The 19,144-nt window shown below is 68.6% G+C and carries 17 protein-coding genes; 10 read left to right on the top strand and 7 right to left on the bottom strand.

Going from position 1 to position 19,144, the window contains the following annotated elements; translation table 11 throughout:
• Positions 1-14: 14 nt before the first annotated feature.
• Both A6A40_RS18895 and A6A40_RS18890 read right to left on the bottom strand, forming a co-directional pair.
• Positions 15-647 (bottom strand): TorD/DmsD family molecular chaperone, encoded by a 633-nt coding sequence (locus tag A6A40_RS18895; RefSeq protein ID WP_158279313.1) that lies wholly within the window; start codon positions 645-647, stop codon positions 15-17.
• A gap of 11 nt (positions 648-658) precedes the next feature.
• The gene (locus A6A40_RS18890; protein ID WP_108547456.1) at positions 659-2,287 is read right to left on the bottom strand and encodes a c-type cytochrome; all 1,629 of its coding nucleotides are present in this window, start codon (positions 2,285-2,287) and stop codon (positions 659-661) included.
• Positions 2,288-2,498: 211 nt separating this feature from the next.
• Here A6A40_RS18890 and A6A40_RS18885 point away from each other — a divergent pair, with 211 nt between their 5' ends.
• The 10 genes from A6A40_RS18885 to A6A40_RS18840 all read left to right on the top strand — a co-directional run bounded on the left by A6A40_RS18885 (position 2,499) and on the right by A6A40_RS18840 (position 11,694).
• Positions 2,499-4,808, top strand: coding sequence for an ATP-binding protein (locus tag A6A40_RS18885; protein ID WP_236783888.1), 2,310 nt, complete (start codon positions 2,499-2,501; stop codon positions 4,806-4,808).
• A complete protein-coding gene (locus A6A40_RS18880) occupies positions 4,805-5,494 on the top strand; it encodes a response regulator transcription factor (protein WP_158279312.1) in 690 nt (229 codons plus the stop codon). Before A6A40_RS18885 ends, A6A40_RS18880 begins: the two co-directional genes overlap by 4 nt.
• Positions 5,495-5,842: 348 nt before the next feature.
• Positions 5,843-6,979 (top strand): PepSY-associated TM helix domain-containing protein, encoded by a 1,137-nt coding sequence (locus A6A40_RS18875; protein ID WP_108547454.1) that lies wholly within the window; start codon positions 5,843-5,845, stop codon positions 6,977-6,979.
• Positions 6,972-7,430 carry a hypothetical protein gene (locus A6A40_RS18870; protein WP_108547453.1) on the top strand — a complete coding sequence of 153 codons (459 nt, stop codon included), beginning with the start codon at positions 6,972-6,974 and terminating at the stop codon, positions 7,428-7,430. The genes A6A40_RS18875 and A6A40_RS18870 overlap by 8 nt, the downstream gene beginning before the upstream one ends.
• The gene (locus A6A40_RS18865; protein ID WP_014247514.1) at positions 7,427-7,744 is read left to right on the top strand and encodes a hypothetical protein; all 318 of its coding nucleotides are present in this window, start codon (positions 7,427-7,429) and stop codon (positions 7,742-7,744) included. The genes A6A40_RS18870 and A6A40_RS18865 overlap by 4 nt, the downstream gene beginning before the upstream one ends.
• A gap of 9 nt (positions 7,745-7,753) precedes the next feature.
• The gene (locus A6A40_RS18860; protein WP_108547452.1) at positions 7,754-8,305 is read left to right on the top strand and encodes a DUF6162 family protein; all 552 of its coding nucleotides are present in this window, start codon (positions 7,754-7,756) and stop codon (positions 8,303-8,305) included.
• Positions 8,302-9,222 (top strand): metal ABC transporter solute-binding protein, Zn/Mn family, encoded by a 921-nt coding sequence (locus tag A6A40_RS18855; protein WP_108547451.1) that lies wholly within the window; start codon positions 8,302-8,304, stop codon positions 9,220-9,222. The genes A6A40_RS18860 and A6A40_RS18855 overlap by 4 nt, the downstream gene beginning before the upstream one ends.
• On the top strand, positions 9,219-9,947 hold the full coding sequence (locus A6A40_RS18850) for a metal ABC transporter ATP-binding protein (RefSeq protein WP_108547450.1): 729 nt from the start codon (positions 9,219-9,221) through the stop codon (positions 9,945-9,947). The genes A6A40_RS18855 and A6A40_RS18850 overlap by 4 nt, the downstream gene beginning before the upstream one ends.
• Positions 9,944-10,834, top strand: coding sequence for a metal ABC transporter permease (locus A6A40_RS18845; protein WP_108547449.1), 891 nt, complete (start codon positions 9,944-9,946; stop codon positions 10,832-10,834). Before A6A40_RS18850 ends, A6A40_RS18845 begins: the two co-directional genes overlap by 4 nt.
• Positions 10,831-11,694 carry a metal ABC transporter solute-binding protein, Zn/Mn family gene (locus tag A6A40_RS18840; protein WP_108547448.1) on the top strand — a complete coding sequence of 288 codons (864 nt, stop codon included), beginning with the start codon at positions 10,831-10,833 and terminating at the stop codon, positions 11,692-11,694. The genes A6A40_RS18845 and A6A40_RS18840 overlap by 4 nt, the downstream gene beginning before the upstream one ends.
• Before the next feature lie 15 nt (positions 11,695-11,709).
• Here the strand turns inward: A6A40_RS18840 and A6A40_RS18835 are convergent, their stop codons facing one another.
• From A6A40_RS18835 to A6A40_RS18810, 5 genes are all read right to left on the bottom strand, one after another.
• On the bottom strand, positions 11,710-13,692 hold the full coding sequence (locus tag A6A40_RS18835; protein WP_108547447.1) for a MacB family efflux pump subunit: 1,983 nt from the start codon (positions 13,690-13,692) through the stop codon (positions 11,710-11,712).
• Complete coding sequence (locus tag A6A40_RS18830) at positions 13,644-14,870, bottom strand: efflux RND transporter periplasmic adaptor subunit (protein ID WP_108547446.1); 1,227 nt, start codon at positions 14,868-14,870, stop codon at positions 13,644-13,646. The genes A6A40_RS18835 and A6A40_RS18830 overlap by 49 nt, the downstream gene beginning before the upstream one ends.
• Positions 14,864-17,272, bottom strand: a complete 2,409-nt coding sequence (locus tag A6A40_RS18825; protein WP_108547445.1) for a TonB-dependent siderophore receptor — start codon at positions 17,270-17,272, stop codon at positions 14,864-14,866. The genes A6A40_RS18830 and A6A40_RS18825 overlap by 7 nt, the downstream gene beginning before the upstream one ends.
• Before the next feature lie 251 nt (positions 17,273-17,523).
• Positions 17,524-18,471: a FecR family protein gene (locus tag A6A40_RS18815; RefSeq protein WP_108547443.1), complete on the bottom strand. Its 948-nt coding sequence runs from the start codon at positions 18,469-18,471 to the stop codon at positions 17,524-17,526.
• Positions 18,471-18,977 carry a sigma-70 family RNA polymerase sigma factor gene (locus A6A40_RS18810; protein ID WP_108547442.1) on the bottom strand — a complete coding sequence of 169 codons (507 nt, stop codon included), beginning with the start codon at positions 18,975-18,977 and terminating at the stop codon, positions 18,471-18,473. Before A6A40_RS18810 ends, A6A40_RS18815 begins: the two co-directional genes overlap by 1 nt.
• Between the last annotated feature and the right edge of the window lie 167 nt (positions 18,978-19,144).

The following is a 19,144-nucleotide window of genomic DNA, read 5'->3' as shown; positions in this document are numbered from 1 at the left end:
CATGGTCTGACCTTTCAGATCGCTGCGGCTGCGCGGTTGCTGTCGACCGTCGCGGAGCCATCCGCGATCCGGTCGAGCAGCGAGAGCAGGAAGCGCGCGAGATTGCCGTAATAGCCGACGCCGTCGGCCCTGATGAGCGCCGTGGCGAAGCGGCCCACCCAGACCAGCATCTGCTCCGCCAGATCGGCCACCGCTTCGGCCCGTCGCTGCCGCATCGCCTCCGCCAGCGCCGCCAGCTGGATCGCCAGATGATCGGGCGGTTCGGCGCAATCCGCCTGGACATGCATGTCGAGGTCACGCAGCACCGCGCGCATGCGGTCGACGGCCGGGCCGCAGAGACGGCCGGTACCGTCCCACAGGCTGGCATAGGGCGGGACGGAACGCTGGCGGAAGATGCCTTCGAACAGGGCCGTGTGCCGCCGCTGAATTGCCGGGGTCACGTCCTCCGCCGAACCGGCGGTGAGCAGTTGGCAGAGGGCGTCCGCCGCGGCGGGCTGTCCGAGACAGTCGCCGATCCGGCGCAGGGCGATCTGGCCCGCCATGGTGCGCGCCGCCTCGACCTGTCCGATGCCGGGCGGTGACAGGAACTCTTGCGCCAGCCATTCGGCGATGAAGACGAGGTCCCGGTCCTCGGAGATGGCAGTCATCGGCCCGCCGCTCATTTCGCCGCCTCCTTGCCGTTCGGGTGCAGATCCTTCGAGTGGTTCTGCAGGTAGGCGAGGATCAGCCGGTACTGGTCATCGTTGAAGGATGTGAAGCGCTTCATCGCCTTCAGCGTTCCGATCCACTGGTTGGCGGTGAAATGCTGCTTTTCCGGCAGCACATGGCAGGCGGAGCAGGCCTTCTGGAAGGTCGCCTGGCTGTAGTCCCACAGCGCCTTGCGGTCGGCGTTCAGATTGGCGGCGTTGGACCAGAGAGTGACTTCGACCGGTATCCAGGACTGGCCGGTGTCGGCGTCGGTTTCCGGCTTGCCGCGCGTCACGGCTCCTGCGGCCGCCCGGTCGAGCACCGCGAGCATCACGCGATGGCCCTTGGACTGATAGACGACGGACGGCGCGCCTTCCATCTGCCATCCCTTCAGCACCAGCTGCAGTTTGTCGGCGTTGCGGGCGGCGACATGGACCGGGGCGCCGCCCAGCAGCTTGCCCTGTTCCGGGGCCGATCCACCGACGCCCGCCTGTTCGAGCCACACCGGCTTGGTTGCAACCACCCAGGCGTCACCGCCCTGGACGATGGCCTGCTCCGGCGAGGTCGGCAGCGTCGGCGTGACGGCGACGGCGTTGCGGAGCATGACGAGCTTGTCGGTCCGGTTGGGCTCCGGCATGCCGGGCGCCGGCTTGTGCACGGCGGGAACATGCTTCAGATAGACGGCCATCGCCTGGATGTCCTCGCGCGGAAGCTGCGAGGTGTTCTTGACGACCTCCGCCATGTCGCCCCCCGCCGTGCGGCCGATCGGGCTGACGCCGGTGTGCAGGTAATTGGCGATGGCGTTGGCGGACCAGAAGCCGATCCCGGTCTCGTCGGGGGAGATGTTGGGGAAGTAATCGACGCCGTCGGGGGCGGGGCCACCGCCGAAGCGCTGGCTTGCGATGACGTTGCCCATCAGGCTGCGCGACGAATGGCATTCGGCGCAATGGCCCGGCCCCTCCACCAGATATTCGCCGCGCCGGTACTGGGCGGCGTCGACGCCGGCGGGAACCGGGCTTTCCTCGCCGCGCTTGCCGTCGAGGAAGGCCAGCCGCCAGACGCCGACGCCGCGCCGCAGGGCATAGGGGAACTTCAGGTCGTGGTCCGGAACCTTGTTGTCGACCGGCTTCAGGCTGCGCAGATAGGCGTAGAGGTCCCGGACATCGGTGCCGCTCAGCCGCTGGTAAGAGGTGTAGGGGAAGGCCGGATAGAGGTTCCTGCCATCCGGCCAGGCTCCACCCGGCCCGACGCCTTCCCGCAGAGCGCGGTCGAACTGGGCCAGCGTCCAGCCGCCGATGCCGGTCTGCGGATCGGGCGAGATGTTGGGCATGTGGAACACGCCGAACTGCGTGTCGAGCGCCCAGCCGCCGCCCAGGACGGTGTCGTCCTCCTGGCCGGGGGTCTTGTGGCAGGTCGCGCAGTCGGAGGCGACGAAGATTTTGCGGCCGTTGGCGAGGTCGGCGCCTTCGGCGTCCGGCAGGGTCCGGCCCGGATGGGTGGCGGACCATGTCCAGGGGGAGGTCAGCACCACGAAGCCCAGCACGCCCAGCAGCGCCGCGCCCCCGGTGAGACGGTAAAGGGTCTTGCGATGAAGAGCCATGTTGCGTGCTTCCTTCGAATGATGCCGACCGAATGGAAGCAGATTAGCGACGGGGGAGACGCCATAGGCGTCACGCCTGTGAGCAAGATGTAAACGTGATGTAAATGACGACGCCCTTTACACCGGCCGTGTCGGCCGTAATCTGGCCGTCTGGAGTCCGGGGGCCGGGGACCGGCCTGCGGACGGTGCAATGGCTGAAGGATGGGTATGGATGAAGCGGCTGGCCGAATGGTTGACCGACGCCCTTCGGGCCGAATGCGGGGCGCTGGTCGACGAGGGAATCCGGCTGGCCAAGCAGAAGGGCTATGCCGACCAGACCAGCTCGATGCGGGCGGCCTGGACCGAAGCCACCGTGGCGCTCAACGAGAGCCTTGTCGCCTATCTGTCCGACCCGTTGCGCCGGGATGGTCATAGCGGCCACAACAACTATCGCACCGACCCGCGTTTCGACAGGCTCCGCCACATCGCGCAGACGCACCATGACGCCGGGATCCCGCTGGAACTGAACAACGGCTTGCTCAAGCTGTATCGGTGCGCCTATCGCAACCGGCTGGGCGGCCTGCCGGACGGTGCGCGGGAGTTTGGCGGCGGCGATGCCTTCCGGGCGAGGCTCGACGACTTCTTCGACGAGGTCGAGCTGGCGATGCTGGTTCCCTGGGCGGTGGCCGCGCCGCGGGAGGAGGCGTTGAGCGACAGCCTGCGGCGGCTGACGCGCGAGCGCGACCAGTATTTCGCGGCGCTGGAAAGCCTGCGCAATCCGGTGTTCATCCTGGACGAGGACAGCCGGCTGCTGACCGCCAACCGGGCGGCTTTGCAATTCTTCCTCGACATGCCGGAGGCCGGCGCACTGACCTACCGTCTGGCCCTGCAACCGCACCGCAGCGAACTCCAGGCGGTGGTGGACCAGATCGTCGCCAGTCCGGGAACGGAGTGGAATTCGATCTGGATGCAGACACGCCAGGGCAGCCGCTGCTTCGACATCCGGCTGCGGGCGGTCGAGGATACCGTTCACAAGCTGCGGCCCTGGCAGATCATGCTGCTGCACGACGTGACCGAGCATCATCAGGCGATCCGCAGGGCGCGCGAGGCGGAACGCACCATGTCGCTTTTCCTGGCTGCGATGTCCCATGAAATCCGCGCGCCGCTCCACAGCGTCCTGGGTGCCGCAAGCCTGATGAAGGGGGCCAGCCCGGAAAAGCAGGAGGAGCTGGTCGAGCTTCTGGACATCGCGGCCCGGTCGCTGAACACGACCCTGGAGAATGTGCTCAGCTTTTCGCGTTTCGAGCATCAGGCACCGCAGCCGCGTCCGGTCGCGGTGTGCTTGCGCGAGGCGCTGGGCGATCTGGTGCGGATCAAGGACATTCCCGCCCGTCAGCTGGGCGTGCCCCTGCGCCTGGAGATGGCGCCGGGCCTGCCGGAGCATGTCCGGCTGGATTGGTCGATGATCCAGCAAATTCTGGGCAACCTGATCCAGAACGCCCTGCGCCATGACGACGGCCGTGGGGTGCTGGTCGGTCTGCGGGCGGAAGACGGCATGCTGGTCTTCCGGGTCGCCGACCATGGGCCGGGCATGCCCGAGGAAATCCGCGACATGCTGGCGCAAGCCCCCGTCGGACTGCGGCCGCGGACGACGGGTCGGAATGGGTCCGGCCTCGGCCTGGCCATTGCACAACGCATGACGTTGGCGCTGGGAGGCGGCATCGCCGTCCTCGATCCTGGGGAAGGGGCTGTCGTCGAGGTGCGCCTGCCGCTGGTCGCGGCATCCCCGGCTGAACTGCCGGCCCGTCAGCGCACGCCAGACGATCGCTTCCACCAGAACTGTCTCGTGGTCGACGACGACCCGATCAACGCCCAGGTCACCGCCGCCATGCTGGAACGCATGGGCCTGTCGGTGGACCACGCCCATACCCTGGAGCAGGCGCACGCCCTGTTGCTTGCGGCACCGGACGCTTATGGCGTCTTCCTTCTCGATTACCGGTTGCCGGATGGCACCGGACCTGACTTCGCCCGCGAGATCCGTAACACTCCGGCATTGGCGGATGCCTCGATCATCCTGTTGAGCGCCAATGCCGATTGGGTCCGCGCCTCGCCCGCCGACGCCGGACTGTTCCAGGCCATCCTGGAGAAGCCGCTGGATGCGACCGCGCTGGGCAAGGCCATCCGCGGCAAGGCGGCGCGACCGGCGGTGGGGGCGGGCGGGCTGCTCAATGGCCTGTCGCCGACCGCCCGGCGGCGGATGGCGGAAGCGTTCACCCGTGGCTGGACGGAGTTCCGTACGATGCTGGAGGTTGCCGACCCGGCGGAGCGGGATGCCGCCCTCGCCGCGCGGGCCCACAAGCTGGCGAGCGGAGCCGCGACCTTCGGCCTGGACGAAATCGCCGACCGGCTGCGCCGGATCGAAGCGGCGCATGAGGATGGCACCGTCGATGCGGCGACGCGGGCCAAAGAGCATGGAGCCCTGTTCGCATGTTCGCTGCCACCAGATTGGTGGAACCGCTTCGCAGAGGATTCCTCAGCGTGACCGAAACCGCCGACATACTTCTCGTTGACGACGATGTCCTGATCCAGCTGATGGTCGAGGATGTGGTCACGCAGATGGGGCATCGCTTCCATTGCGCCGCCGACGGCGCCCATGCGCGGAGCGCGCTGAAAAGGCAGCGGTTCGATCTGGTGATCCTGGACCGCCGGTTGCCGGACACCGACGGCCTGCTGCTCGCCCAGACCATCCAGGCCGAAGCCAGGGCACCCTTCATCGTGCTGTCAAGCCTGTCGGCCTCTCACGACCAGCTGCTCGGCTTGGGGCTGGGAGCCCTCGACTATATCTGCAAGCCGGTCGAGCCGGCCCTGCTGCGAGCGCGCATCGCCAGACACATCGACGCGCCGCGCGAAGCGCACGAGGACAGGGTATTGACAGTCGGCAAGGCCGTTCAGTTCAACACCCAGACCCGGCGGCTGTCGGTCGGCGGGCGGACCGAGGTTCTGTCCCCGGCCGAAAGCCGGTTGTTCGTCCATCTGATCCACACGCTCGACCGGCCGTCGGATCGGCTGGAGATCAGCAAGGCGATTTGCGGACGGGAGTGGGTGTATGGAGACCGCACCGCCGACGTGCTGGTGTCACGCCTTCGCCGTCGACTTGCCGGAAGCGAGGTGGAGATCGTCACCGTCCACGGGCTTGGGTATCTGCTGACCGCCAAGCCGGACGCGTAGGTCGCTTTTCGGTGGCGGGCAGACCGGGTATTGCCCGCATGGAAGGGGTATGGGGAAGTCCTCTTTTCTTTCGGGCTGCCGGGTGCTGGAACCGTTCCGGTTTGGCGGCAATTGTGTTCAGGCTGCTTCGGGTATTTCCGGGGTGACGAGGAGCTTCCGAGCCGTGGCGACAAGTGCGGCTTTGACCGGTTTTCCGGCGGTCTGACGCTCCATCCGAAACGCCCCTCATTCTCTCGCCAACGTCGCTGCCGACAGCTTTTTGAGAATTATTCGCATTCGACCGTGAGGCGATGACCCGGTTCGTTCGTCTGGAGAGTCGGAGCGGCCGTTCCTGCGGAAGAGGATGAGATGAGCGTTGGCAAGTCGCGCACGCGGCTGTGGTTCCTATGGCACTCCTGGCTGGCGATGCCGATCTGGGCATTTCTGTTCTTCGTCTGCCTGACCGGGACAATCGCCGTGGTCAGCACGGAGATCATGTGGCTGGTCAACCCCGCGATGCGGGCTTCCGGCGAGGGAGAGCCGCTGCCGGCCAGTGCGCTGATTGCCGCCGCCGAGGCAGCGGCGCCGGGCGGCCGGGTGAATTCGCTGGACTGGGGCGGCTCCCATATGGCGGTCGGCGCGCAGATGGCGATGCCCGACGGAACCTTCGCCACCGCCTGGGTGAATCCCGTCAGCGGCGCGGTGCAGGGCATGTCCGCCGGCAACTCGTTCCGCATGTTCTTCCGCGCGCTGCACGGCTGGCTGCTGACCTTCCCCGTGGGCTGGTATCTCGTGACTCTTCTGGCCATACCGCTCCTCGGCTCGTTGATCACCGGGCTGGTGGTCTACAAACGGTTCTGGAAATCCTTTTACCAGCCCCGCATCCGCTGGCGGCAGGCTCCGCGGGTGATGTGGGGAGATCTGCATCGGGTCGCCGGAACCTGGTCGATCTGGTTCATCGCCGTCATTTCCGTCACCAGCCTGTGGTTCCTGATCTACATGATGCTGTTCCATCTCGGGATGGGGCTGGGCGGCGGGAAGCCGCCGGTGCTGCTGGCGCGTGAGCGGCTCCCGGTCGCGGCGACGGCGCCGAAGCCGGATGTGGACGCCATCCTGTCTGCCGCCGCCGCCGCCTTGCCCGACATGAGGGTGCGGTTTCTCTGGCTGCCCGGCACCGCCTACGATCCGGCGACGGTGGGCGGCTCCAGCGGGCAGGTGCCGCTGCTTCCCGACTATGTCCGGGTGGATCCCTTCACCGTCGAGGTGATCGCCATCGAGGGCGGAGCTGGCGGCGGCTCCGCCATCGAGCTGACCCGCACCATCATGCGTGCCCTGCACACCGGCGATTTCGGCGGACTGCCGGTCAAGCTGGTCTGGTTCGCCTTCGGCCTGCTGATGACCACGCTGGTCTTCAGCGGAATGCTGATCTGGATGAAGCGGACGGCCCGCGCCACGGTCGAGGCGGTGCGGGGGCTGCGCATGGCGGAGGGATCGTCCAATGCGTAGGCTCTGGCGACGCGGCCGGTTCCATCTCAGCGCGTTGATGATGCTGGTGCCGCTGCCCTTCCTGCCCGACTATTTCAGCCCGAAGCCGATCTTCGTCCCGCCCGAGATCCGGCGCGACCTCGCCGTCGGAGACTTCTCCGTCACGCTGGCCACCTATGACGAGGCGCCCGGCCGGATGCCGACCGGGGAGCGGATGAAGGCGTACCGGATCCATGTCCGCCCCGCCGACATCGACCGGATTCGCGGGATCTTCCTGCGCGTCGGCAAGCCGCGCAGCCTGCGCACCGCGGGCACGCTGGCCTTCGGCAATCCCTACGAGCGCGAGGCCGAGGTGACCGTGCCGGACGAGCTGGCCGGGCGGGAGGAGCTGTGGGTGACGGTCGAGGACTGGGGCGGCGGGATTCATCAGGCGCCGCTGCCGCTGGGCGAGATTTTCGGAGGAAGGCGATGAGGTTTCCGCATGTGTCCGCCCTGGCGGGCCTGGTCACGCTGTGCGCCGCCGGCATGGCGGAGGCGCATTACCCGATCTGCGAATGCCATATGGTGGAGGGCGACACGGTGCAATGCACCGGCGGATTCTCGGACGGGTCGAAAGCGCCCGGCGTCGTTCTCGATGTCATCGCCTATGACGAGCAGGTCCTGGTCAAGGGCCGGCTTGGCCCGGATTCCACCCTATCCTTCCCTCGCCCCGCGCAGGACTTCTACGTCCTGTTCGACGCCGGCCCCGGCCATACGGTCGAGATCGAGCACACGGCCATCAAGTAAGGCAACCCCATGCATCGTCAGATCGTGCGCCGGGCAGGGGCCGAGCGCGAAACCCTGTGGGTCCTGCTGGCCGCCGGCGCCATTCTCGGTTCCGCCATTCTGGCCGTCGGACTGCGCGCCGCTCCGGATGCGGAAGCCCCGCTGGCCACCCACCTCATCGACTCCCGGACCGGCCTGACGATCGCCGAGCAAGGCCTCTATGCCGATCTCAAGGCGGCGGGCGAGGAGATCGCCGCCATGCGCAAGGCCGTTGACCGCGCTCCGACGCCGGAAGCGCTGGCCGCCGAGTCCCTGCCGCCCTTCGCCGCCGACCCCAGCGCTGCGGCGCGCGGCGGGCATGCCTGGACTCTCGCGGAAACCGGACAGGGGATCGCCTATGCCGGCGTCTCCGCCGCTCCGGAGCTGGCCGGTTCCCTGCTCCTGCGGCTGGACGGCCATGGCGCCGAAATCTGGCTGAAGCGTGCCGCCGAAACCCCGCCCGTTCCGCCGGAGGACGCGGCGCTGACCGCCGCCGGCTGGAAGCGGATCGTCTCCACCTTCACCGCCGGGGTCACCCGATGAGCATCCTTCCGAACCGCCGCCTGATCCTGGCCGGCGCCCTGGCAGCCATGGCCGCGCCCGCAGGCGCCTTCGCCGCTCCCACCGCGCGCCGGCGCTTCGGCGTCACCCTGCACCCCTACTATTCCTATGTCGCCAACATCGTCGGCGATGCGGCCGAGGTGGTGCCGGTCATTCCGGCCGGCTTCAACCCGCACGCCTACGAACCGCGCCCGGAGGACATCCGGCGCATCGGCGGGCTGGACGCCATCGTGCTGAACGGCATCGGCCACGACGATTTCGCCGGGCGGATGATCGCCGCCTCGTCGAAGCCGTCGCTGCCGGTGGTCGAGGCCAACGCCGACGTGCCGCTCCTGCCCGCCGCCGGCATGGCGGCGCGGGCGGCGGGGAAGGTGGTCAACCCGCACAGCTTCCTGTCCATCACCAACTCGATCCTTCAGGTTTCGACCATCGCCCGCGAACTCGGGCGGCTGGACCCGGACAACGCCGCTGCCTATACGGCCAACGCCCGCGCCTATTCCCGCCGCCTGCGCCAACTGCGTGCCGACGCGCTGGCGAAGCTGGCGACGGCGGGAACCGCCAGCCTGCGCGTCGCCACCATCCATGGCGCCTACGACTACCTGCTGCGGGAGTTCGGGCTGGAGGTCTCCGCCGTCGTGGAACCCGCGCACGGCATCGAGCCCAGCCCGGCCCAGCTCGCCGAAACCATCGCGACGATGCGCAAGCTCGACGTGCAGGTGATCTTCTCGGAACTGAACTTCCCCAGCGCCTATGTGGAGACCATCCGCCGCGAGACCGGCATCCGGCTCTACGCCTTCTCCCACATCTCGCATGGCGATTACGCACCCGACCTGTTCGAGCGCGAGATGGCGCGGAACCTCGACACCCTGGTCCTGGCGATGGCCGAGGCTGCGCCGTGACCGGTCCCGCCATCCTGTTCGACGGCGTGGAGCTGACGCTGGGCCGGACCGCGATCCTCGACGGGGTGTCCCTGCGCGTCGCGGCCGGAGCCGTGCATGCGGTCGTCGGCCCCAACGGCGGCGGCAAGTCGTCGTTGATCCGCGCCCTGCTCGGGCAGGCGCCGCACCGCGGCACCATCCGGCTCGACTGGCCGGGCGACGGGCCGGGAACGGTCGCCTATGTGCCGCAGTCGGTCGAGTTCGACCGCGGCCTGCCGCTGACGGTGGAGGATTTCCTTGCCGTTCTGTGCCAACGCCGCCCCGCCTTTCTCGGACCTGACCGGCGCATGGGCTATGGCGAGGCGCTGGCCCGCGTCGGGATGGCGGACAAGTCCCGCCGCCGCTTCGGCGCCCTGTCGGGTGGCGAGCGGCAGCGCGTGCTGCTTGCCCAGGCGCTGATCCCGGCACCGGACCTCCTCGTCCTCGACGAGCCGATGACCGCGCTCGACGAGGCGGGGATCGCCATCTTCGAATCGCTGCTGGCCGATCTTTCCGCCGCCGGAACCACCGTGCTGTGGGTCGAGCATGATCTGGCCCAGGTGCGCCGGCTGGCGACGCGGGCGACCGGGCTGAACCGGCGCGTGCTGTTCGACGGCCCCCCCGTGGAGACGCTGTCGCCGGAACGGGTGTTCGACCTGTTTTCTGCGGTTCCCCGCCGCACGGCTGCCGACAGGATCGCATCATGAGCTTCGAGACGGTGCGCGCCCTGGTCCAGGGCTGGGCCGAATCCGGGCTGTTGCCCGCCGGGCTGGCCCATGGCTTTCTCGTCAACGCGCTGTTGTCCGGGCTGGTCGTCGGTCCCGTCCTCGGCGGGCTCGGCACGCTGGTGGTGACCAAGCGGCTGGCCTTCTTCTCCGAAGCGGTCGGCCATGCCGCGCTGACCGGCGTGGCCATCGGCATCCTGGTGGGAGAGCCCTACACCGGCCCCTATGCCAGCCTGTTCGGCTATTGCCTGCTGTTCGCCCTGCTGGTGAACTACACGCGCAACCGCAGCAACCTGACCGCCGACACGCTGATCGGCGTCTTCCTGTCGGTGTCGCTGGCGCTGGGCGCCAGCCTGCTGCTGATCCTGGCGAGCCGGGTCAACATCCACATCCTGGAGAATGTGCTGTTCGGATCGGTGCTGACGGTGGACGACCGCGACCTGACCGTGCTGCTGGCGGTGGCCGCCGGAGTGACCGCGCTGATGCTGCCGCTGTTCAACCGGCTGCTGCTGGCCAGCTTCAACCCGGCGCTGGCGCGGGTGCGCGGCGTGCCGGTGAAGGGGCTGGACTATCTGTTCATCGTGCTGGTGACGGTGGTCACGGTCGCGTCCGTGAAGATCATCGGTGCCATCCTGGTGGGGGCGCTGCTGGTCATTCCCGCCGCGGCGGCGCGGGTCGTCGCCTCGTCGCTGCGCGGGTTCTTCCTGCTGTCCGTCGCCTTCGCCAGCGTGGCGGCGGTGGCCGGAATCCTGCTGCCCGTGCAGTTCGCCCTGCCGATTCCGTCGGGCGGCGCCATCATCCTGGCGGCGGGGGTGCTGTTCCTGGGCGCGCTGCTGGCGCGCCTGTTCATGAAGGGGGAAGAGGGATGAAGCGCGTCACGCTCGCGGCGCTCCTGCTGCTGTCCACGATGGCTGGGGCCTCCGCCGAGACGGTGCTGGCCGGGCATCCCGTCACCGCCGGGCTGGCCCGGGCGCTGACGAAGGGCACGCCGGTGGTGGTGGAGGCGGTGGTTCCGCCGGCCATTCCCATGGGGCGCCAGCACGCCTTCCTGGCCGGGCGCGGCGGGGCGATGCTGGCGGAGGCCGCCCGCAAGGCCGACGCGGTGCTGACCCTGCGCTCCGCCTGGGCGGAGGATCCGCTCTACCCGCTGGCGCGGCGGGCCAACATCCGCCTGATCGAGATCGATGCCGCCCGTCCGGTGGACGGCGCCCTGCCGGGGATCGCGGTCAATGGCAGCACCGCCTTTCCCTGGCTGGGAATCGCCAATGCCGGGCGGATGGCCGATATCCTTGCCGCCGACCTGCGGCGCCTGTACCCGGAGTCGGCCGGCACCATCGACGCGAATCTCGCCGTCCTCAAGCGTGGGCTGCTGATGGTATCGTCCAGCTCGGCGAAAGCCTTCGCCGCTCTGCCGGACCCGTCGGCGGCGGCGCTGTCCGACCGCTTCGCCACGCTGGCCGCCGACCTGGGGCTGGATCTGCGACGGGTCTGGACCGGTGACGACCGCGATTGGACGCCGGACCGTCTGGCCGAACTCACCGCCACCCTGAAGGCCGAATCCATTCCCGTCGTGCTGCACCACCGCCAGCCGGCGCCGGAGATCGTCCGGGCGGTGACCGACGGCGGCGCCCGACTGGTGGTTCTGGACAGTCTGGAGAACGGTCCGCCGGCGGAGATGGACATGGCGCTGTCGCGGATCGCGGAACAGGTGGAGGCGGGGCTGCGCTGAGCGCCCCCTTTCTCCTCAGTCGCTTGCCAGCGCCGTCACCGGATCGAGACGCGCGGCCCGGCGGGCGGGGATCAGGCCGAAGACGATGCCGGTCACCACGGCGGATGTCACAGCACCGGCGATTGCGGTTGCGGTGAAGACAACCGGCATCGCCAGAACCCCGACGACGGCACCGCCGGCCAAACCCAGCGCCACCCCGGCCAACCCGCCCAGTCCGGCCACCAGTGCCGCTTCCATCAGGAACTGCCGTTCGATGTCGGCGGCACGGGCGCCGACGGCCATGCGGATGCCGATCTCGCGCGTCCGCTCGGTCACGCTCACCAGCATGATGTTCATGACCCCGATGCCGCCGACCAGCAGCGTGATGACCGCGGCGCAGCCGAGCAGCAGCGTCATGGTGTCCTGGGTCTCCTCCGCGGCTTGGATGCGCGCGGTCACATCGTGGATCTGGAAATCCTCCTGGCCGTGACGCTTGGAGAGCAGCGCGTGGATGGCCTCGCGGGTTTGGCCGATCCGCCCCACGTCATGCACCGAAACCAGGATCATCTCGAGATCCGGCTTGCCGATCAGGCGCTGAACGCCGGTGGACAGCGGCACGAACACCCAGTCATCGGTGCTCTGGTTCCCGGTCAGGTCGCCCTTCTGCGCCATCACGCCGGTCACCAGGAAGGGAATGTTGTTCACCAGCACATGCTTGCCCAGGGGTGTCTCCCCGCGCGGGAACAGCCGTTCGGCGACGCTGTGGCCAAGAACCGCCACCGCCGCTCCCGCCCGTTCGTCGGCGCCGGTGAAGAAGGTTCCCTGGGCGACCGGCCAGCGGTGGGTCAGCGGCAGCGACGCCGAGGTCGCCAGCCCTTCCGTCCGGAGGTCGATGTTGCCGTGGCGGACCATCACCGGCATGGCGAGGAAGGGCATCACGCTCTCGACGTTGGGCAATTGCAGGATCGCCTCGCCGTCCGCCTCGGTCAGCGGCGTAGCCGGCAGGCGGGGATCGCCGCTGCCCGCCAGAACGAAGACGAGGTTGACTCCCAGCGCGCCGACCCGCGCCATCACCGCCTGCTTGGCTCCCTCGCCGATGGCGAGCAGGGCGATGACCGAAGCCACGCCGATGACGATGCCGAGCAGGGTCAGCGCCGTCCGGAAGCCGTTGGCCGCCAGGGAGCGCAGGGCGGCCGACAGCGCCTCCGCCGCATCCATCCACAGCGAGGCGCCGCCGGCCCCGCGTGTCGGGGGGGCAGGGGGGGCGTGAGCCGGCGGCTGGATTGAATGGCCGCTGTCGGCGACGATCCGGCCGTCGCGCATCTCGACCACCCGGCCGGCAGCCTCGGCGATCTTGTGGTCGTGGGTGATGAGGATCACCGTACGACCGGCGTCTGACAGCTCGCGCAGCAGAGTCATGACCTCCGCTCCGCTCGCGCTGTCGAGCGCGCCGGTCGGCTCATCGGCGAGGATCACCGGGGCGTCGTTCATCAACGCCCTTGCGATGGAAACGCGCTGTTGCTGGCCGCCCGAAAGCTGGTTGGGGCGGTGATGGAGCCGCTCCGCCAGCCCCAGGCGGCCGAGCAACTCCGCGGCGCGGCTCTCGCGCTCCGCGGCGGACCGGCCGGCGTAGCGGCCGGGCAACTCGACATTCTCCTGCGCCGTAGTGCCGGGAATCAGGTGGTACTGCTGGAAGACGAAGCCGAACCCGTCACGCCGCAGCGCCGCCCGGTCGTCGCCCTCCAGCGCCGTCACGTCCTGTCCGCCGATGCGGTAGCGTCCGGAGGTCGGCCGGTCCAGTCCGCCGATGATGTTCATCAGGGTCGATTTGCCGGACCCGGAACTGCCGACGATGGCGACGAACTCCCCCGCCTCGATGCTGAGGGAGACTCCGCGCAGCACCTCGACCGCCACCCCGCCGTCACCGCCATAGGTCTTGCGGATGTCCTCCAGGACGAGAAGCGGCCTGCTCACAGCCGGAACCCGATTTTGGGCGGGCGGCCGTCGTCGGTCTTCCATCCCACCACGATCCGTTCGCCTTCGGCCAGCCCGTCCAGGATCTGGGCGTTGAAGCGGTCGCGCACGCCGACACGGACCTCGCGCGTCTCGATGGCACCGCGGTCGCCGATCAGCGTCACGCGGTGCCGCTCCGCCGCCGTGTCGGCGGGGTTCAGGGCGGCGACCGGCACGGTGACGGCGTCCCTCGCCGCGGCGGCCACGAAGAAGACCTGGGCGGTCATGTCCGGGCGCAAATCCCCCTCATGGTTGGAGACTTCGAACAGCGCGGTGTAGAGCACGACGCTGTTGGCGGCCGCGCCGCTCCCGGCAGGAGAGGAACTGCCGCCGGTCCCCGACGTGGCCGGCTTGAGCGGGGCGGGCAGAATCTGTTGCAGACGCGCGGTCCAGCGCCGTCCCGGATGGCCGAGCGTGGTGAAGTAGAGCGGCATGCCGTCGGTCAGGCGCGTCACGTCGGCCTCCGACACCTGGGTCCACACCGTCATGGCCGACAGGTCGGCGATCCGCATCAGGACCGGCGCCTCGTAGGTCGAATTGATCGTCTGCCCCTGGCGCGCGTCCACGGCGATCAGCGTGCCGCTCATCGGCGCATAGATGCGGGTGTAGCCGAGCTGCGCCTCGTCGGCCTGGAGGGTCGAGTCCGTCTGGCGGATCTGGGCCTGCGTGGCCTCCACCTGGGCGGCGGCGATGCGCGCCTCCATGCTTGCCTGATCGTAGGCCTCGCCGCGGCCCGACCCGCTGTTCCGCAGCGATGCCTGGCGGGCAAGCTGGGCCTCGGCGAAAGCCGCCCGCGCCCGCTGTTCGGCAAGAAGGGCGGTCAGGCGGGCGCGCTCGGCGCGCCCTGCCTCGACCTTGGCCTGCTGCAGGGCAGGGTCGATTTCGGCGAGCAGATCGCCCGCGCGGACCATCTGCCCGACCGTCACATGCAGCCGCGTCAACTGGCCGGACACCTGGGCGCCGACATCGACATAGGCGCGCGGCTGGATCTTGCCGAGCGCCGTCACCGTGTCCTCGACCGTGCCACGGCCGACCACCGCCACCTCCGCCGAGGCGGCGGGATCGGCCGGGCGCAGCAGGGCGGCGGAGGCCAGCCCGCCGAGCACCAGCGCCGCCGCCGCGAGGCCGCGCCGCCGCCGCCCGGTGCCGGACGACCTCGCCGCCCGCCGCCCCGTCGTCACCATGTCGCCCGCAGGGACAGCAGGACGTTGCGCGGCTCGCCGTAGTAGCCGGAGACATCGATGCTGCTCATGTACTTCTTGTCGAGCAGGTTATTGACGTTCAGGGTTGCCGAAACCTTGTCGGTGATCTCATAGCGCGCCATCAGATCGACCACCGCGTAGCCTTCGCGGTCGTACCTCTCGGTGCCGGTCCCGGTGTAGACATCGCCTTCCCATTTGAAATTGCCGCCCACCGTCAGGCGGTTCCATGCGCCCGGCAGGCGATAGGTGCTGAACAGCTTGAAGCTGTCGCGCGGCACATAGGTCATGATCCGCTGCCCGTCGGCGTTCTTGACGGAGGAATGGCTGTATCCGCCGCCGACCTGCCAGCCGGCCATCACCTCGCCGGCGACCTCCATCTCGAATCCCCGGCTTTCGGCGCCTTTGACCGCGCGGTAGGCCTGCGCGCCGGACGGGGTGAAGCGGCCGGGATCGACCTCGCCCAGATTGTTCTGCTTGATCAGGAACACGGCGGCGCTGGCATTCAGGGCGCCGCCGAAGAACCCCGCCTTAACGCCGGCCTCGTAGGCATCGCCGTCCAATGGGTCGAGGGACCGGCCGCTGGCGTCCTTGTAGTCCTGAGGCTTGAAGATGCTGGTGTAGCTGGCATAGACCGACCAGATGTCGGTCAGGTCGAGCACGGCACCCGCGTAGGGCGTCAGAACGCCGTTCTCCGACCGCTTGCTGTAGGTTCCCGCCGCCCCGTTCGGATGGCTCTCCTCGATCTGCTCCCACCGGCTGATGCGGCTGCCGAGGATGATCGACAGGGCATCGGTCGGGCGCAGGCGGGTGGCGGCATAGGCGGCCATCTGCCGCTCGTCGGTCTGCGACCAGCCGGTCGGGTTGAGTGTCGGCTGGGCGATGTTGCCGTTCCAGGTGAAGTAGTTGGAGATCGAGGGATCGTAGCCGTCGATGAACCAGAGCGGATGGTCGGCCCCGTCGCGCTTGGCGTAATAGCCGCTGACGCCGGCCATCAGGTCGTGCCGCCTCCCGAACAGGTCGAAGCCGCCGTTCACGTCGGCGCTGACCGTGGTCTGCTGCAGGCTCGACAGCCAGCGGCCGGCCCACACGTTCATGCCGGTGCCGTCGCGGTTCAGGCTGCCGCCGGTGCCGAAGCCGAGCAGGCTGTCATAGTCGCGCTTGTTGTGCTCGAGGTTCAGCGTCGCCGTCCAGCCGTCCCCGAAGCGGTGCTTCAGCTCGCTGAAGACCGTCAGGTTGTTGTGCATGTGGTACGCCCAATTCGCACCACTGTTGTAGGAACGGGGCAAGTCGGTCTTCGTCCCGTCGGCATAGAACAGAGGGAAGCCGGCATTGGAGGCGTGGTTGGAACGGTGCTTCTGATATTCGACGCCGACCGTCCAGGTGGTGTCCTCGGTGACGTCGGCTTCCAGAACGCCATACAGGACCCTCTTGCGCTCTTCCAGGCGGTCGATGAAGCTGTCGTTGTCCTGATAGGCGCCGACGATGCGTCCGCGCAGGCGCCCATTCTCGGTCAGCGGACCCGACAGGTCGGCTTCGCCGCGATAGCGGCTCCAGGATCCGGCCTGTGCTTCGGCATAGCCCTGGACGGCCGAAGTCGGGCGCTTGCGGACCAGATTGACCGAGGCCGACGGCTCGCCGACGCCGTTCAGCAGGCCGGACGCGCCGCGCACCACCTCGACCCGGTCGAACACCGCCATGTCGGAGAGGGAATCGTCGAAGCCATAGACGGTCGATCGCGGGATTCCGTTCACCTGATAGTTCGAGACCACGAAGCCGCGCGAGAAGACCTCGTTTCCGTCGCTGCCCATCGCGCCGCGCTGCATCCGGGTGACGCCGACCGTCTGCTCGAGCACGTCGCGGATCTCGTTCAGTCCCTGGTCGTCCATGCGCTGGCGGGTCATCACGCTGACCGACTGCGGCGTCTCGCGCGGGGTCAGGTCGAGCTTGGTGGCGCTGCTGCTGACGCCACCGGCGTAGGAGCCGGTATCCTCGCTGCGGCCGGGATCACGGGACTGCACCCCTTGAACAGTCACCGGATCAAGGACCGCAGCCCCGTCGGTCTGGGCCGGCAGCTTCTCCAGCGTCACCGTTTCCTGATCGACGAAGCGCGCGATCAGGCCGGTGCCGGCCAGCAGGCGGGCCAGCGCGTCCTTCGGCGCCAAGGTGCCCGTCACACCCGGCGAGGAGACGCCCTGCGCGATCTCCGAGGGGTAGAGAAGCTGGAAGCCGGTGGCCTGCCCGTAGGCAGCGAGCGCGCCCGGCAACGGTCCCGGGGCAATGGAGAAGGCGACGGTCCGCCCCTGCTGGGCCACCTGCACCGTTGCAGCCCCGGTCTGCACAGAGGCAGCCAGGGCACCGTGCAGCGCGGTCGATGCCAGCAGCATGCCCAGCAGTGCGGGTGTCCACCCACCCCGCAAGAATTTTCCACGCACCCCGATTGCCCGCGCCGACTGCCCCCGCATCCGGCGCCCCCCAGCATCGATCATCACCACATACCCCGTCATTTTGCGAATGAGTTGCATTCTCTTCGATGCAAGTCACGACGATGGCCGATCGGGGGATCCTCACCTCCATTGACAAAAAATTCGACGAACCTGCAAACCATAGAGTNGTGGCCCGATCTGGAGAAACCTGCTTAGGCGGAACGAATGATCACCAAGCCGGGAAATGGACGCAGCGTGCGCAGGGGGAGCATGCGGAGAATGGCGTTCAAGGCGGCATCCGGCCGGCTGATGTCCACGCTGCCGTCGAAGCGCAGGCCGGCGAGCGGCCGGTCCCACAGCATGATGCGGTCGGGATGGTAGCGGTTAAGGTCGGCGATCACCGCGTCGAGCGGCTGTCCCTGAAAGACCAGACGGCCCTGCCGCCATGCGCTTTCCACCCCCACGCCCTGGTTCAGCAGCGGGCTGGGGCCATCGGGGCCGTAGGACCGGCTCTGCCCGGCGGCGATGGACAGGGGAGTCGCGGTGCCGGCGGTCAGGCTGGCCGTTCCGGCCTCCACCGCCACCACGATGGAGTCCGGACAGCGATGCACCACGAAGCTGGCGTCGACGGTGGAGACGTGCCCGTTGGCACACGACACGACGAAGGGGCGATCCGGGTTGGGGGCGGCAACGAAATGCGCCCGTCCCGCGGTCAGGCGGACCCGCCGTTCCTCGGCTGTGAAATCGATGGACAGCGTGCTGGCAGCATCCAGGGTAATGACCGAGCCGTCGGCGAGCGCCATCGTCCGCCGTTCGCCGATGCCGGTCTTCACCTCGCCCGGCCAGCCGGTCAGCACGACCGCGCCGCCCATCGCCGCGGCGCAGGCCGCCGTCCCGCCCGCCACTCCGAACGCCAGCAAACGACGCCGCGTCGTCACGGTCCGGCGGTTGTTGCGCGGATCGGGCACCTGGTCCAGATCGCCCCACACCCCGGCCAGCCGGTCATATTCACGGCGGTGTGCCGGATCCTGCGCCAGCCAATGGGCGAGGGCCCGCCGATCCGCCGGGCCGGCGTCCCCGGACTCCAGACGAACGAACCAGGCCAGCGCCGCGTCGCGCGGATCCTCCGGTAAGGCAGGCTGCTCTCGGTTCCGGTCCATCAGAGCGCCAGCCGGTCGCGGCAATGGGCCAAGGCCTTCATGACATGCTTCTCCACCATGCTGCGCGAGATGCCGAGGCGGGCGGCAATGTCGGCATGGCTCAAGCCATCGAATTTGTGAAGCAGAAACACTTCCCGGCAGCGCGGCGGCAGTTCGGCAAGCGCCGAGCTCAGCCGCTCCAGCCGTTGCTTGTGCTCCAGGGTCGTTTCGGCGTCCGGCTCGTCCAGCGGCTGGTCGAGTCCCAGTTCGGCCGGGGCGAAGCGCCGTCCCCGACGGGATTCCGCGCGCATGCGGTCCAATGCGATATTGTCGGCCATGCGGTACAGGTAGGAACGCGGATTGTCGATGTCCGGCAGCGCGGAGAGGCTGCGCAGGCGCAGATAGGTGTCCTGCACGACATCCTCGGCCAGGCAGAGCGACCCCAGGCGCCGAGCCAGATGGCCCGTCATCTCCTCGTAATGGTCGAGCAACAGACCCAGCAGGGACGTCCGGTCTCGTTCAGCCATGACCTCGGCAACACCCGTTCCCAATCCGTGAGCGTCATTCCTAACCACGTATGCGAATCATTCGCAATCGATAGATCGACATGAGAGGAAAACTTTGCTGCAAAGAGGTGAGGGGAGGGGCGGCGGCGAACGTCCTGTCGTCAACCTCACTTCAATCTACATCATGG

This window comes from Azospirillum humicireducens (assembly GCF_001639105.2).
Lineage (GTDB): Bacteria > Pseudomonadota > Alphaproteobacteria > Azospirillales > Azospirillaceae > Azospirillum > Azospirillum humicireducens.
The sequence above is the reverse complement of the archived record's forward strand: the minus strand, read 5'-3'. Positions and strand labels throughout refer to the sequence as shown.